At 64.4% G+C, this 13,823-nt stretch carries 12 protein-coding genes; all 12 read right to left on the reverse strand.

The features are described from left to right. Nucleotides 1-722: 722 nt before the first annotated feature. Nucleotides 723-2,333, reverse strand: coding sequence for a right-handed parallel beta-helix repeat-containing protein (locus Q1K49_RS13905; RefSeq protein ID WP_300526574.1), 1,611 nt, complete (start codon nucleotides 2,331-2,333; stop codon nucleotides 723-725). 1,005 nt (nucleotides 2,334-3,338) lie between these two features. Continuing rightward, a complete protein-coding gene (locus tag Q1K49_RS13910; RefSeq protein ID WP_300526575.1) occupies nucleotides 3,339-5,711 on the reverse strand; it encodes an endonuclease MutS2 in 2,373 nt (790 codons plus the stop codon). Continuing rightward, nucleotides 5,708-6,307 (reverse strand): CvpA family protein, encoded by a 600-nt coding sequence (locus Q1K49_RS13915; protein WP_300526584.1) that lies wholly within the window; start codon nucleotides 6,305-6,307, stop codon nucleotides 5,708-5,710. Before Q1K49_RS13915 ends, Q1K49_RS13910 begins: the two co-directional genes overlap by 4 nt. Then, on the reverse strand, nucleotides 6,307-6,765 hold the full coding sequence (locus Q1K49_RS13920) for a hypothetical protein (RefSeq protein ID WP_300526576.1): 459 nt from the start codon (nucleotides 6,763-6,765) through the stop codon (nucleotides 6,307-6,309). Before Q1K49_RS13920 ends, Q1K49_RS13915 begins: the two co-directional genes overlap by 1 nt. A 44-nt stretch (nucleotides 6,766-6,809) precedes the next feature. Beyond that, complete coding sequence (locus Q1K49_RS13925) at nucleotides 6,810-7,115, reverse strand: hypothetical protein (RefSeq protein ID WP_300526577.1); 306 nt, start codon at nucleotides 7,113-7,115, stop codon at nucleotides 6,810-6,812. A gap of 75 nt (nucleotides 7,116-7,190) precedes the next feature. Continuing rightward, on the reverse strand, nucleotides 7,191-9,593 hold the full coding sequence (gene pheT, locus Q1K49_RS13930) for a phenylalanine--tRNA ligase subunit beta (RefSeq protein ID WP_300526578.1): 2,403 nt from the start codon (nucleotides 9,591-9,593) through the stop codon (nucleotides 7,191-7,193). Then, nucleotides 9,593-10,633 (reverse strand): phenylalanine--tRNA ligase subunit alpha, encoded by a 1,041-nt coding sequence (gene pheS / locus Q1K49_RS13935; protein WP_300526579.1) that lies wholly within the window; start codon nucleotides 10,631-10,633, stop codon nucleotides 9,593-9,595. Before pheS ends, pheT begins: the two co-directional genes overlap by 1 nt. After that, on the reverse strand, nucleotides 10,630-11,340 hold the full coding sequence (locus Q1K49_RS13940) for a TrkA family potassium uptake protein (RefSeq protein ID WP_300526580.1): 711 nt from the start codon (nucleotides 11,338-11,340) through the stop codon (nucleotides 10,630-10,632). The genes pheS and Q1K49_RS13940 overlap by 4 nt, the downstream gene beginning before the upstream one ends. Before the next feature lie 19 nt (nucleotides 11,341-11,359). Continuing rightward, a complete protein-coding gene (locus Q1K49_RS13945; RefSeq protein WP_300526581.1) occupies nucleotides 11,360-12,640 on the reverse strand; it encodes a potassium transporter TrkG in 1,281 nt (426 codons plus the stop codon). A 38-nt stretch (nucleotides 12,641-12,678) separates the two neighbouring features. Further along, nucleotides 12,679-13,038 (reverse strand): 50S ribosomal protein L20, encoded by a 360-nt coding sequence (gene rplT, locus Q1K49_RS13950; protein WP_029166647.1) that lies wholly within the window; start codon nucleotides 13,036-13,038, stop codon nucleotides 12,679-12,681. Between the two features lie 50 nt (nucleotides 13,039-13,088). Beyond that, nucleotides 13,089-13,286 carry a 50S ribosomal protein L35 gene (gene rpmI / locus Q1K49_RS13955; protein WP_300526582.1) on the reverse strand — a complete coding sequence of 66 codons (198 nt, stop codon included), beginning with the start codon at nucleotides 13,284-13,286 and terminating at the stop codon, nucleotides 13,089-13,091. 255 nt (nucleotides 13,287-13,541) lie between these two features. Continuing rightward, on the reverse strand, nucleotides 13,542-13,823 hold a 282-nt coding region (gene infC, locus Q1K49_RS13960), incomplete at its 5' end, for a translation initiation factor IF-3 (protein ID WP_300526583.1).

Consider the following 13,823-nt stretch of genomic DNA (forward strand, 5'->3'; position numbering starts at 1 on the left):
AGTCAGCGCGGCTCGCCGATCGCCGAACAAAAATGACAAAAATGCGCAAAACCAGTTGTGGCAACGGGTCGCGGACGGAGGGAGCGGGACAACGGCGGGGCAACGGGGGAGGGCGGGACACAGCCCGCCGCCAGGGGCGCCCCCGCAGCGCGCCCTAATCACCGCCCGGGGGGTCCCGTGTCCAAGGCCGCGTGCGCAGCACGCGCCCGCGTAGCGGGTCGCCTTGACACGGGGGCGGGCGGTGATACCCTGGCCCGCCGTCAGGGGGGCGCGCCCCGTGAGGCGGGCGGCGGATTGTGAGTGCATCCCCGCTCCCGATGGATGATATCTGCCACAGACGCGTGGCCGCCCCTATTTCGCGCCCCCTTCGGGGGGCGGGCGGGGGCGGCGGGGGAAAAGCAAAAAGGCCCCTCTCCGGGCACGGGCATTTGGGGCGGAAAAAATCCCTAATCCCTGCAGAAAAAGACAAAGCACAACTATTGCCAGCACGCAAAAAATGTGCTAGACTATCGGCAGTCCATGCGGGGACTGATTTTACGCTTTGCCCTTGGCCCTCCTCGGCTCCGGAGGCCAACGCTCTATCCAGCTGAGCTACGGGCGCGCGCAGGAATTATCTTATGCCGCAACCCCGGAAGCTGTCAAGCCGCAGGAGAGCCCCCTCTCAAAAATCCGCAAAACGACACGGCCGCCCACATCACCCTCCGCCGCCTTCCGGGGGAATCTCACCACCGCCTCGAAAGCACCAGCGGCAGAACCAGCAGCAGCGCGAACGGCGAAAATCCCGCGTCGCATCCGCCGCCTCCGCCCCCACCGCCGGAAGGAGGCTGCGTCGGAGTCGGAGAAACGCTTCCGCCTTTTTCAAAGGCTCCCATGTCCACGGCGCTTCCCTGGGGACGGGAAACACCGCGCTGGTCCGTGGCAGGAGCACCGGCGGAGGTTCCCGCGTCGAGAGCGGCGCTGCCGTCTCTCAGGGCATGGGTTCTCGCCGGTCCGCCGTTGTCGGCAAGAGGGCCCAGCATCGGATCGCCCGCGAGGTTTCCCGTGCCGACCTGATCGGTGATGGAAAACGTGACGGTGAGCGACGCGGTGTTTTCGTTCAGAATCTGGCCGACGGTGCTTCCCGCGCCCCAGAAGATGCAGTTCGTCGCCACCGGAGCACTTCCGACCCTGTTGTGCAGGCCCTTGCCGCCGGAGACCGAGATGTTCCCGGAAAACGTGCAGTTCATCAGTGTCGGGTTGCTCCAGTTGCTGTTGCACATTCCTCCGCCCTCGGTGGAACCGTTTCCGGAGAACGTGCAGTTCGTCACGGCGGGACTGCCGGCGGCCCAGTTATACATGCCCCCGCCGAACGTCTGGGCGTTGTTGCCGAAGAAAGTGCAGGCCGTCACGGCAAGTCCGGTTCCTGAGTGCCGGCCGTACAGTCCTCCGCCGTTCTCTCCAGCGCTGTTCTGCGAGAAGGTGCACCCCGTGAAGGACTTCGGCTTGCTGCCTCCCTCGGTGTACACACCGCCTCCGTCATGCTGCGCGCTGTTCGCCCAGAAGAGACTGTTCACCACCTCGGGGCCGCCGTCGTGGATGTGCATGCCTCCCCCGTAGCCGGAAGCGTTGTTCTGGGAGAACGTGCAGTCCGTTATCCTCGGGGCGCCGCTGAGGTAGGCGCACATGCCTCCGCCCCAGTTCGCGCTGTTTCCGGAAAACGTGCAGTTCGTCACCGAGGGACTGCTCTGGTCCCACCAGATGAACATGCCGCCGCCGTGATATTCCGCGGTGTTCTCAAGGAAGAGGCAGTTTCTCACCGTCGAACTGCCGTTGTAGATGAACATGCCGCCGCCGCTCTTCTGTTCGTGCGAGCCTCCGTCCGCATAGCCTCCCAGAACGGTGAACCCGTCGAGAACGGCCGTGGCGTTCGTCCCGCTGCCGACAACGACATGGTAGCTGTTGTCCGTGTTCGTTCCGGGAGCGCCGATGTTTCCCGACAGAACGGTTTCATGGGCCGACCAGTCACGCTGCCCCCGGGAGGTCTCCGTTCCGGCGAAACCGCCGTAGAGAGCGACGCCGTTCTTGAGGACGAAGGAGATCGTCCGGTCGATCCCGTTCGTGGGGGCGTAGGATCCCGCGGCCACCCAGATTTCGTCGCCGTCCACCGCAACGCTCAACGCGCTCTGAAGATCGATGAAGGCATCGGCCCAGGAGGATCCGTCGTTCGCGCCCCCCGCGTTCACATCGACGCAGTGCACCGCCCCTTCGGACATCGTCCCGGAGAAAAGCAGCAGAAAAAGCGGAACACCGACGCGCAGACAACCGCGACACACCGCAAGGAATCCGTTTCGCATGGAATCAACTCCTTTGGCCCGGCAGCATTTCAGAAAAACCCCGCCCAACGCGTCTGCTCGACCTTCCGGGAGAGTGCGCGCAAAAAACAGAAGCGCTCGGAACCGTATTCTCCGGCGCATATTCTAACCGATAGCGGAGTAACGCGAAGGGGTTGTTTTTCCCACCCCTCGTCAAGAAGTGTGTGGTTGCAGGGAGGAAGAGATGCCTCGACTGCCCTGGTTTGTGCGTCAGTCGTGGAAAAGATCGTCGTGGCGTTCAACGGCCGCCTGGGGAAACTCGCCGTCGTGTACGTCAAGGAACCTCTGAATACGGCTGCGTCAGCCCCGCAGGGTGCCTCGTAGATCCTGATGCGACCCGAGTCGAGGGAAAGCGAAAGGTCTTTCTTCAGCGCTTCCTCAAAGTTGTGCAAAAAGGTTTTCATGGTCTTCGGCGACCATCTGCACCGATGATCCGCACGTTTCCAGGAGTACCTCTTCCTGCTTCAACGACAGCACTTGTTTCTCATTCTTGCCTGCGCCGATGAGCCGCACATTTCCAGGAGTGTCTTGTGCATGCGCTCAACAGGTCCGTGTCGAGGCAGCGGCTCCAGAGCAGAACCGAACCGCCGGTGCGGATCGGACTCGCTCCGGTCACTTCTGCGTTTTTTTGTTTTTTCCGGGCAGTCGCACACACGAAACCCCCAAAAGCGAAACATCGTTTCCCGCGTCCGAAACATGGCGCAAACGCAGCAATCGCAAGCGAGAAACGCTCTCCACACCCCCAAGGGAGCGGTGCATGCGGTGCACCAGGAGGTAGGGCATGTGGTGCACCGCCTGGTGCACCGCATGCACCGGAGAAAACGGATGGCGCCGACACCCCGCCCCCTGGCGGCATGGGACCATCGTCCTTCGTGACGCTCGCTCCTGCGCAAAACGACAGGCCCCGGAGCATGAAGCACTCCCCCGGAGCCTGTCGTACATGCGTCGGAACGTCCTGCGTACGTGACGGGCGGAAGCGTCTCCCCCTTATCCCTTCTTCCTGAACGTGACGATGGTGACGCCGTAACCGCCCTCTCCGGGACCGCCAAGGCGCTGCTCCTCCACGTAGGGAAGGCGTTTGCAGATGTCCTGCACCTCTCTCCGGAGGATGCCCTCGCCCCTGCCGTGAATGATGGACACGGTCCCGTAGCCGTACCGGTAGGCCTGGTCCAGGTAGTGCTCCACCATGGGGATGGCCTCGTCCATGGTCATGCCCCGGATCATGAGCGACCCGGACACCCGTTCCGAGGGCGGAGTGACCTTCACATCCACGGAGACCCTGGGGGAACTCCCGCCGGGCTGTTCCTGGACAAGGCGGAGGCGCTTCAGAGGAACGCGGATGCGCATGCCTCCGGCGAGCACGAGGGCCTGCCCCCGCTCCAGCTCTTCCACGACGCCCACGACCTTGCTCTCCAGAAGCTGCACCGTCGAACCCACTTCGAGGGTCTTCTTCTCCCCCACCACGGATTGCCGCTCCAGGCGCCGCTCCTCCCGGGCGTCGATATGTCCCTTCATGCGATCCAGCTCCTGTTTTTTCTCCTGCATCACCCGCTGCGCCGACGACTCCGCCGCGTGCTCCAGCTCGCGCAGGAGGGACCGGGCGCTTTCCTCGGCGTCGCTGAGAATCTTCCGGGCCCGCCGATCGGCCCCGGCGAGAATGGCGTCGCGCTTCTCGTTCACTTCCGCGTACTTCCGCTCGAACTTCTCCCGCAGGGCGGCGATCTCCCGACGATCCGAGGCGATGCGCTCCTGCACCCGTTCGAGATAGGCCTGTTTCTCCTGCAGCTCACCGATGAGTTCCTCCACCGAGGTCTCGCCTCCGGCGAGCACGTCCCGAGCGCGCTGCACCACCGAGGAGGGCATGCCCAGCCGCTCGGCGATGTAGAGGGCGTTGCTCCGCCCCGGCACCCCCAGAAAGAGACGGAACGTGGGAGAGAGCGTCGCCGCGTCGAACTCGACGCTCGCCGTCTCCACCCTCGGCGTGCTGAGGGCGAACTTCTTGATCGGATTGTGGTGCGTGGTGGCGATGACGAGACTCCCCCGGTCGAGCAGCTCCTGCAGCAGGGCGATGCCGAGGGCGGCCCCCTCGTGGGGGTCGGTTCCGGCTCCGAGTTCGTCCAGAAGCACGAGGGAATTGGGTCCCGCCTCCTCCAGCATGCCGATCACGGTGGTCATGTGGGCACTGAAGGTGGAGAGATTCTGCTCGATGCTCTGCTCGTCGCCGATGTCCGTGAGAATGCGGTCGATGTCCCCCACCACGGCCCCTTCGGCGGCGGAGATGGGCAAACCGCACCAGGCGAGGAGGGTGAGCACTCCCACGGTCTTCAGGGCGACGGTCTTGCCTCCCGTGTTGGGCCCGGTGATGACGAGGATTCGGAAGCGCTCGCCTCCATGGATGTTGATGGGCACCGCGCCCTCTCCCAGCAGGGGATGTACGGCGTTGCAGAAGTGGAAGTGCCCCCGTTTGGAGGGCACCACTTCGGGAACATGCCAGCGGTGTTTCCGCATGTACTCCGCCGTGGCGAAGAGCGCATCCGCGTAGCCGAGGGCCTCCTCCGCCTCGATGATGGCCCGCTCGCGGCGCAGCAGCTCCTGGGTGAGGCGCGTCAGGATGGCCCGCTCCTCCTTGCGTTCCTCGTCGCCGAGAATTCCCGTCCTGTTGTTGTGCGGAATGAGCGCCGTGGGCTCCATGTAGACGCTGTTCCCGGAGCCGGAGCGCTCCAGGGCGATGCCGGGAAAGCTGTTCACGTACTCGTGACGGACGAGCAGAACGTACCGCCCCTCCCGAAGCGTGAGCACCCGCTCCTGAAGCATGCTCCCCAGGGACGGCTCGTTGAGGAGGGAGTGTCCCAGGCGGCGGATGTCCGCACGGATGTGTTCAAGGCGCTTCCGGATCTCCGCCAGTTTCTGGGACGCCGTGTCGTAGAGCCATCCGTCGTCGGAGAGCACTGCGAGGGAGGTCAGCTCGGGAGAGAAATCCTTCAGCCCCTTCCCGAGGTCTTCAAGGGCGGGGAAGCGTTCTTTCCGCTCCGCCACCGCCCCCCGCACCTCCATGGCCAGACGGAGGAAGTTTCGCACCAGAACAAGCTCCTCCCCGGTGAGAAAGGCCGAGGCCTTCGCCTCTTCGAGAAAGGGCAGAACGGGTTTGACCCGGTTGTCCCAGGGCAGCTCTCCCACCATGTCCCGCATCCGGCAGTAGACGCGCAGCAACTCCTGCCGGGCCTGCAACTGCTGTACCGACGACGCGGGCCGAAGGCCGGAAAAGTGCCGCACGCCCAGGGGGCTGCGGCACTGTCGTGCGAGTTTCTCCAGTATTTTGTCGATTTCCAGGGTTTCGCAAACCCGTTCGTTCACGATCACGGGGATACCTCCAGATCAGGTGACGTCATGTCCGCCTCCACAGATGCGGGAAAGAGATCCACGCCGCTCTCCCCGTTCCGAAGGGAGAGCGGCGACGGCAGCGGCAACTCCCACCCTCGTTGCTCCATGGTCTCCGCCAAAGCGTCCCATACGACGGAGGCCAGCGAAAGCGCCCGGCTCTCCTCGGCCCACCGGGGCGGCCCTCCCGGAGTGAGGAGCGACATGGCAAGAAAGGCTCCGAGGAGCAGTACCCCCGCCTTGACGCCCCCGGCGAGCATACCCCCGAGGCGGTCCAGCAGGGAAAGATTGGCGAACTTCAGGATCGCCTTCAGGCCGCGCTCCGCCACGGCGCTGAAAAGATTCACCGTGACGAAGATGCCGATCATGGCCACCGCCTGGGCGACCCCGGGAGAGACGGCCCAGGCGCCCTCGATCTTCAGCGCCAGCGGAGGGCCGTAGCGCCAGGCCAGAAAGATCCCGCCCACGAACCCGGCGAGGGAGAGCATCTCTCCCGAGAGCCCGCGAAAGGCGCCCCGCAGAACAAACACGGCGGCGAGCAGCAGAAAGAGCAGATCCACCGTCTGAGCGATGTCCATCACAGGTTTTCAACCCCTCCTTCGGGCTCGTCTCCGTCATCTGTTCCGGCGGCACCGGAGGCTCCAGGCAGGGGCGGCGGAACGCCCGGCTCCTCGGTGGGCACACCCCCGGCGGCACCGGAACGGCTTTTCCCGGAAATGTCTCCGCCGTCACGCCGCAGGTCGGAGACGTTTTTTTCGGGGAGACTCGCCCTTCCGTCGCCTTCCGGGGCGTTCTTGACGACACCACCGAGAAGCTGCGCGCTGTGATGCACGGAAAGAGCAAGGCGGAGACAGGTGAGCAGAAGCTTCTCCTCCTGGGAAACGCCGAAGGGCATCTTCTCCACGATCCCCTGAACAAGAGAGACCACGGAGGAGCAGGTCGCCTCGTCCAGGCGGGTGTACACCGCGTATTTTTTCTTGCCTACGGAAATCCGCACCGACCGTCCCGGCTGTTCGTCCTTCTTCTCCTCGGGCATGGGGGCTTTCTCCTATCCAGTCCCGGTTCCGCTTCTGGTTCCCATCACCTGTTTCCGCTGTTCGCCCCGGGTTCCCCCGTACGAAAACGCTCGAAACGGGCGACCAGTTCGGTCAGCTTCTGCTCCACCTGGGCCCGCTCCTTCTTCAGCTGGATGGTCTCCCTTTCCTGCTGCTCCACCATGCGCTGCTGCTCCTTCCGGAGCCGGATCAGCTCGAGTTCCTTGGCCTGGACGAGCTTTTTCTGTTCCTCCAGGGACGCCGAAAGCTCTTCCCGCTCTCTCTCCAGATGCTGCAGGTGTTCCGCCGCCCGTTCGATCACTTTTTCGAGCTGTTCAAGACGTTGCATCATGGGAAAACCTCCCTCCCATTTCGTCGAAACCCGCGTCGGGCGACGAAAGAACGCCGCCCGACGGTTCATCCGATGCTATCGAAGCGTGTATCCCCGTGCGGCAAGGCCGCTTCGCAGCGCGCCGTGAATCCCCTCGATCTCCTCGTCGCTGAGGGTGCGCTCCGCGCTCCGGTAGGCCACGGAGAAGGCGAGGCTCCGGTGTCCCTCGGGAATGCCCTCGCCCTCGTAGACGTCGAAGAGGCGCACATCCCAGAGGAAGTCTCCGGCGAAACGCCGCATTTCCGCCTCCACCGCCGCCGCGGACGTCGCCTTCGGCACGAGGAGCGACACGTCCCGGTAGATCGCGGGATAGCGCATGGGCTCGGTGAACTGGTAGGACACCTGCCCCACGAGGCTCTCCAGGTCGATCTCGAAGGCATAGAGCGGCGCGCCCAGATCGAGAGCACTCCCGATGAGGGGTTTCAGCGCCAGCAGGTAGCCCGCGTCCTTTCCATTGATGCGGATCCGGGCGGTCCGTCCCTTGTGCCCGAAAGGCTCTTCTGCCTGGACGAACTCCGGACGGACGGCACAGGCCTCGCACAGAGCGACCACGTCCGCCTTCACGGAGAAGAAATCCTCGTCGTCGGCAAAGCGGCGATCCCGTCCGGGAAAGACGATCCCCCCGAGGTAGAAGGGCTCCTCGTGCCCATCCCCGGAGGCATCGGCACCGTCGGTACGAAGGAACACCTTGCCCTGCTCGAACATGCGGATCGGCCCTCGGAAACCGCCCCGGAGATTCCGCAGCAGCGCCTTGAGCAGCCCCGGCAGCAGGGAGGTACGCATCACCGACTGGTCCGCCGCGATGGGGTTCACCACGGCGATGGGATTCCCCCGACGGTCTTCCTCGGGAAAGCGGAGGATCCGCAGGTCCTCGGGAGCGACGAAGCTGTAGGTGATCATCTCCACGAATCCCCGCCCCATGGCGGACTCCCGAAGACGGCGCAACGCCGTCATAAGGGTCGTCAGGGACGCCGAGGCATAGAGGTGGGGCGGAATCCGCACCGGAACGGTGTCGTACCCCTCAACCCGGGCCACTTCCTCCACGAGATCCTCCTCAATGGAGACGTCGAGCCGTGCCGCGGGAACGGCGAAGGTCCGCGCCGCCTCTTCCCGGCGCTCCCGGACCTCGGAAAAACCAAAGCGCTCCAGGGTAGCCGACGCTTTGTCCATGTCCGCGGACATGAGATACGTCCGGAGCGTGCTCGCCCGAAGGCTCGCGGTGCGGTGCGGCTCCCGGGGATCGCCCGCGACGAGGGGCGCCCCGCAGAGTTCGCCTCCGGCGAAATCCCGCATGTAAGCCATGGCCATGGCCAGAGCGGGCAGAGCCTTGGTCCGGTCCACACCCCGGGCGTAGCGGAACGCCGCCTCGGAGTGGAGCCCCATGCGGCGCGAGGTTCTTCCGATGCGGACCCTGTCGAAGGAGGCTGATTCCAGGACCACCGTGGCGGTGTCGTCGGAGATCTCCGAGTTCGCCCCGCCCATCACGCCCGCCAGGCCGACGGCGACGCCGCCGGAGGTGATGAGCAGGTCCTCTTCTTCGAGCGCCCGTTCCTTGCCGTCCAGGGTGGTGATCGTTTCTCCCTTCTCCGCGGCGCGGACGGCGATGTGCCGGGCGGGAAGACGGTCCAGGTCGAAGGCGTGGAGCGGCTGTCCCCAGAAGAGCATGGCCAGGTTCGTGGCGTCCACCACGTTGCTGATGGGGCGCATACCGCAGAGGGAGACCCGGACCCGGGAACGCACCGGCGAGGGGCCGATGCGGACGTTGCGGATGAGGCCGAGAGAGTAGGCGGGACATCCTTCGTCCTCCAGCGTGATCCCCTCGAAGGGAATCGGCCAGGGACCCTCCGGAAGCGCCGGCACCTCCAGGGGAAGCAGTTCCGTTCCGGGGAGAATGCCGTAGAGCTCCCGGGCGATGCCCACCAGGCTGAGCAGATCCCCCCGGTTGGGAGTGATGGAAACGTCGAGGATCACGTCGTCCAGGCCGAGCCAGGCGATGCAGTCCTCCCCCCGGGGCGCGTCCTCGGGAAGCGCCAGCAGGCCGAATTCCACCTCCACGTCGGGAATGCCCAGCTCCTCCGCGGAGAGGAGCATTCCCTCGGAGAGAATGCCGTCGAAATCCCGCACGCCGAGCACCGTGCCGTCGGCGAGCACGCCGCCGGGAGGCGCGTAGGGGAAAAGCTTTCCCACGGCGACGTTGGGCGCCGCGGTGGTGCAGGTCTTCTGTCCCCCGCCGTAGTCCACGCGAGCCACCTGAAGCCCCTCCCGGGTGGGATGGGGTTCGAGGGAGAGCACCTTACCGATGAAGATATCCCGGAGCTTCTCCCCGGGGCGCCGGATCTCCTCCACCTCGCATCCGGTCATGGTAAGACGGCGGGCGATCTCGTCCACTCCGGCGGGAATCCGGATCAGTTCCTTGAGCCAATTCAGCGACACGAGCATCAGCGCATACCTCCCCGGGAAAGGAACGTCACATCTCCGTCGAAGAAGAAGCGAAGATCACGCACATCGTACTTCAGCAGCGCGATCCGATCCAGCCCCATTCCCCAGGCGAATCCGTTGTACACCGTCGGGTCGATGCCGCCCGCGCGCAACACGTTCGGATGGACCATGCCGAGACCGCTGATTTCGAGCCAGCCGCTCCCCTTGCAGATGCGACAGGAAGGATTTTTCCCGCCGCAGGCGACGCAGCTCACGTCCATTTCCATGGATGGCTCGGTGAAGGGGAAGTAGCTCGCCCGGTAGCGGGCCTTCACCTCCGGGCCGAACATGGCCTTGGCAAAGGCTTCGAGGCTTCCCTTGAGGTCCGCGATGGAGACGTCCCGGTCCACGAGGAGCCCTTCGAGCTGATGAAACATGGGGGAATGGGTCGGGTCGCTGTCCCGCCGGAAGACCTTTCCGGGGCAGATGATGCGGAGCGGCGCCCCCCAGCGGAGCATGGAGCGCACCTGCACGGGCGACGTGTGGGTTCGGAGCAGTCTGTTCCCCTCCACGTAGAACGTGTCCTGCATGTCCCGGGCGGGGTGATAGGAAGGAATGTTCAGGGCCTCGAAATTGTGGAAGTCGTCCTCGATCTCCGGGCCGAGCGCCACGGAATAGCCGAGCCCCAGAAAGACGTCGATGACCTCGTGCATGACCTGCACCACGGGATGGAAACTCCCCCATCCTCTTCCCCGGCAGGGCAGGGTCACGTCGAGCCGCCCCCGCTCCTCTTCCTTCTCCGCCTCCAGCACTTCCAGGCGCATCTTGGCCGCCTCGAAGGCCATCTCCATCTCGTCGCGAAGTTCGTTCACGGTGCTCCCCACACGGGGGCGCTCCTCCGGAGAAAGTGTTCCCAGCATACGCAACAGGCGCGTGATCTCTCCCTTTTTCCCAAGAAAACGGACTCGTTCCTCCTGCAGCGCGGCCAGAGAACCGATCTTGGCGAGAGCTTCGCGGCACTGCTCGCGCAAGTCTTCAACCTGCCCGAGCACATGACTCATGCTTCATCTCCTCCTTCCTCGTACAGGCGGTTCGCCCAAGGCTCCACGTCCTTCTGGCGAGCCGCGATGAGCAACACATCCTCGACCTCGATGATTGTAGCAGCAGATGGGAGAAACTGACTCCCCTGTCGATTGATCAGCAGAACCACGGCGTTGTAGCGGTTTCTAAAATCCAGTTCGACCAGCGACTTGCCCACCATTTCCGGAAGGGGCGCGAGGGACCCCACCAGGTACTCCGAGCCCGGAAGGGGAGAAAACTGGGTCAGCCAGGGAAAGACAAAGAGATCCGCCACCCGGATGCCCATGTCCCGCTCGGGAAAGATGACGCGATGCGCCCCCACCTTCGCCAACACCCGGGCATGGAGGGCGTTCTGCGCCCTGGCCACCACCCGGGGAACGCCCATGCCCCGGAGAATCGCCGTGGCGAGCACGCTCGCCTCGAGATTCTCCCCGATGGAGACCACCGCCACGTCCGCATCCTTGGCGCCCACCTTGGCCAGAGCATCCTCGTCGGTGGCGTCGAGCTGCGCCGAAAGCTCCACAAAGTCCGACACATCCTCCACCAGGGCACGCACCTTGTCCACCGCCACCACATGCTGCCCCAGGGCCGCGAGGCGCTCGCACAAGGCGAAACCGAAGCGCCCGAGCCCGACCACCAGGACGGTCTTCTTCGCCTGTCCCTTCGCCGCTTCGGGATGTTGTTTCATGGATTCCTCCCGTCTCTTCCTATCCGATGGGAATGCGGGCGTCCACGTAGGAGATCCGCCCGCCTCCCGACGACTGCACGAGGCTGTACATGAAGGTCACGATCCCCACCCGTCCCCAGAACATGAGCAGCACCATCACGAGCTTTCCCGGAACGCTCAGGGACGACGTGATGCCCGTGGACAGTCCCACCGTTCCCAGGGCGGAGACGACCTCGAAGAGAACGCTCCCGAAGGGAAGTACCTCTGTGAAGGCGAGACAGAAGACACCGCAGAGGATCGTTCCCAGATAGAGCAGCACGAAAGTCAGGGCCCGAAAGACCGTCCGCACGGGAACCTTCCGGGCGAAGGCGTGCACCTCCGTCTCGCCCTGGATATCCCGCAGGCACGCCAGAGCGAGGACCCCCACGGTGGTGGTCTTCACACCACCCCCCGTGGAGGCCGGCGACGCCCCGACAATCATGAGCAGGATCGTCACCAGAAGTCCAAGGGGTGAGTAGAGCCCGGGCGCCACCGTGTCGAATCCCGCCGTGCGGGGCGTCACCGCCGCGAAGAGGGCGTTCCAGAGTTTCCATCCCGGAGTCAGATGCCCGAAGGCCCCGTTCCATTCCGCCGCCAGCAGGAGAGCAAATCCCCCCAGGACGCAGGCTCCCGTCGTGACGAGCACCAGTCGCGCCGCGACGGAGAGGGGACGTCGTTCCCGCCGGACGTTCCGGAGTTCCGAGAGGACGGGAAATCCGAGCCCCCCGAGGACGAGCAGGATCATGACCACCCCCGGCACGGCGGCGGACGAGGCGTATCCCTCCAGACTCGTGGAAAAAAGGGAAAATCCGGCGTTGCAGAAGGCGCTCACGCTGTGAAAGATCGCCAGGACGGCGGAGCGTCCCGGAGGATATTCTCCCAAAAAGGCGAAAAAGAGCAACAGCGCCCCCGCCGCCTCGATGGCCAGGGTGAGCCTGAGCACGTCGAGAAGAAGGCGCACCGCCCCCTGGGGCGTGTCGAGCCCCATCCCTTCCGCGAAGAGAAGCCGCTGGCGGATGCCGATGCGCTGCCCCGCCACCAGCGGAAGGGCGGTCATGGCGGTCATCACGCCGAGCCCTCCGAGCTGAATGAGAAGCAGAACGACCACCTGCGAGAAGGGAGAGAGCTCCCGTCCCGTGTCCACCACCACCAGTCCCGTGACGCACACCGCGGAGGTGGCGGTGAAAAGGGCGTCCACGAGAGAGAGTCTCGCGGCATGCAGGTTCCCCGCCCATACAAGTAGGGTTCCTGCGGCGATGAGCAGCAGGAACCCCAAAACCACGACCCGCTCGACGCGGACGTTGCTGTATGTCCGGACGCCTATTGGCCGAGCGCCTCCTTCACGGAGGAGACGACGTTCGCAAAGGCCTGAAGGTCGTTGACGGCCAGATCGGCGAGCATCTTCCTGTTGATGGAGATGTTGGCTCGTTTCATGCCGTTCATGAGGGCGCTGTAGGTAGTACCGTTCAGCCTGGCCGCGGCGTTGATGCGCATGATCCAGAGCTTGCGGAATTCCCGCTTCTTCGCACGCCGGTCACGGAAGGCATTGGAGAGGGATTTGAGAAACGCCTCCCTGGCGCGGCGGTAGACGTTCTTCTTCCGTCCCCAGTAGCCCTTGGTGATACCGAACAGTTTTTTCCTTTTACGATCGCTGTTACTCGATGATTTCGAACGGGGCATACCAATTCACCTCTTTTACGGTTTCCGAAACTCCTGCTCCGGGATTGTCTCTACGCGTAGGGAAGAAGACGCTTCAGATTGTCACCCTGGGCCTCGGGGAGAATTCCCGTCTTGCGCAGCGTGCGCGCCCGTTTTCCGTTCTTCGTGCGCATGATGTGGCGACGCCCCGTCTTCTGGAAAGCGATTTTCCCGGAGCCCGTGACCCGAAACCGCTTCTTGGCTCCCGAATGTGTTTTTACCTTGGGCATGACCCGACCCCTCCCGCAACAAGATTCGTCCTGATTGACCCTTTTCCGTCCTACACTCCGGCCGCGGGGGCTCCCGCCCCGAAAGGAGCGGAATCCGCACGCAACCGGCCATGAAAAACCGACCGCTGCCCTCTTCCGCTTCGCTGCCGCAGAAGGTGACGAGGCCCATCGAAAACAGTGCCGCAGCAACTCCGCGCAAACGAACTTTTCCCGATCCGTTCCGCCCGAAAAAACCGGACGGAGCCTCCTTCGACGTCAGGCTTTCTTGGCTGTCTGAGGCACGGGAACGAGCATGATGCGCATGAAACGACCTTCCATGCGCGGGGCCATCTCCACCGTGGCCAGATCCTGGCAATCCCGGATGACCCGCTCCAGTACCTCGCGCCCCTGGTCCAGAAAGGCCATCTCGCGGCCGCGGAAGAACACGGAGACCTTGACGCGATGTCCGTCCTCAAGGAAGGAACGCACGGCCTTGGTCTTGAAGTTGTAGTCGTGCACGTCGATCTTGGGACGCATCTTCATTTCCTTCACGGTCTG

The sequence above is a fragment of the Aminiphilus sp. genome (genome assembly GCF_029975095.1).
In the GTDB taxonomy this organism is placed as follows: domain Bacteria; phylum Synergistota; class Synergistia; order Synergistales; family Aminiphilaceae; genus Aminiphilus.

Bases quoted from the DNA above. Each gene is read 5' to 3' on its own strand.
- Q1K49_RS13905 (WP_300526574.1), bottom strand. From the start codon at position 2,333: ATGCGAAACGGATTCCTTGCGGTGTGTCGCGGTTGTCTGCGCGTCGGT.
- Q1K49_RS13915 (WP_300526584.1), bottom strand. From the start codon at position 6,307: ATGGACATCGCTCAGACGGTGGATCTGCTCTTTCTGCTGCTCGCCGCC.
- Q1K49_RS13920 (WP_300526576.1), bottom strand. From the start codon at position 6,765: ATGCCCGAGGAGAAGAAGGACGAACAGCCGGGACGGTCGGTGCGGATT.
- Q1K49_RS13925 (WP_300526577.1), bottom strand. From the start codon at position 7,115: ATGATGCAACGTCTTGAACAGCTCGAAAAAGTGATCGAACGGGCGGCG.
- pheT (WP_300526578.1), bottom strand. From the start codon at position 9,593: ATGCTCGTGTCGCTGAATTGGCTCAAGGAACTGATCCGGATTCCCGCC.
- pheS (WP_300526579.1), bottom strand. From the start codon at position 10,633: ATGAGTCATGTGCTCGGGCAGGTTGAAGACTTGCGCGAGCAGTGCCGC.
- Q1K49_RS13940 (WP_300526580.1), bottom strand. From the start codon at position 11,340: ATGAAACAACATCCCGAAGCGGCGAAGGGACAGGCGAAGAAGACCGTC.
- rplT (WP_029166647.1), bottom strand. From the start codon at position 13,038: ATGCCCCGTTCGAAATCATCGAGTAACAGCGATCGTAAAAGGAAAAAA.
- rpmI (WP_300526582.1), bottom strand. From the start codon at position 13,286: ATGCCCAAGGTAAAAACACATTCGGGAGCCAAGAAGCGGTTTCGGGTC.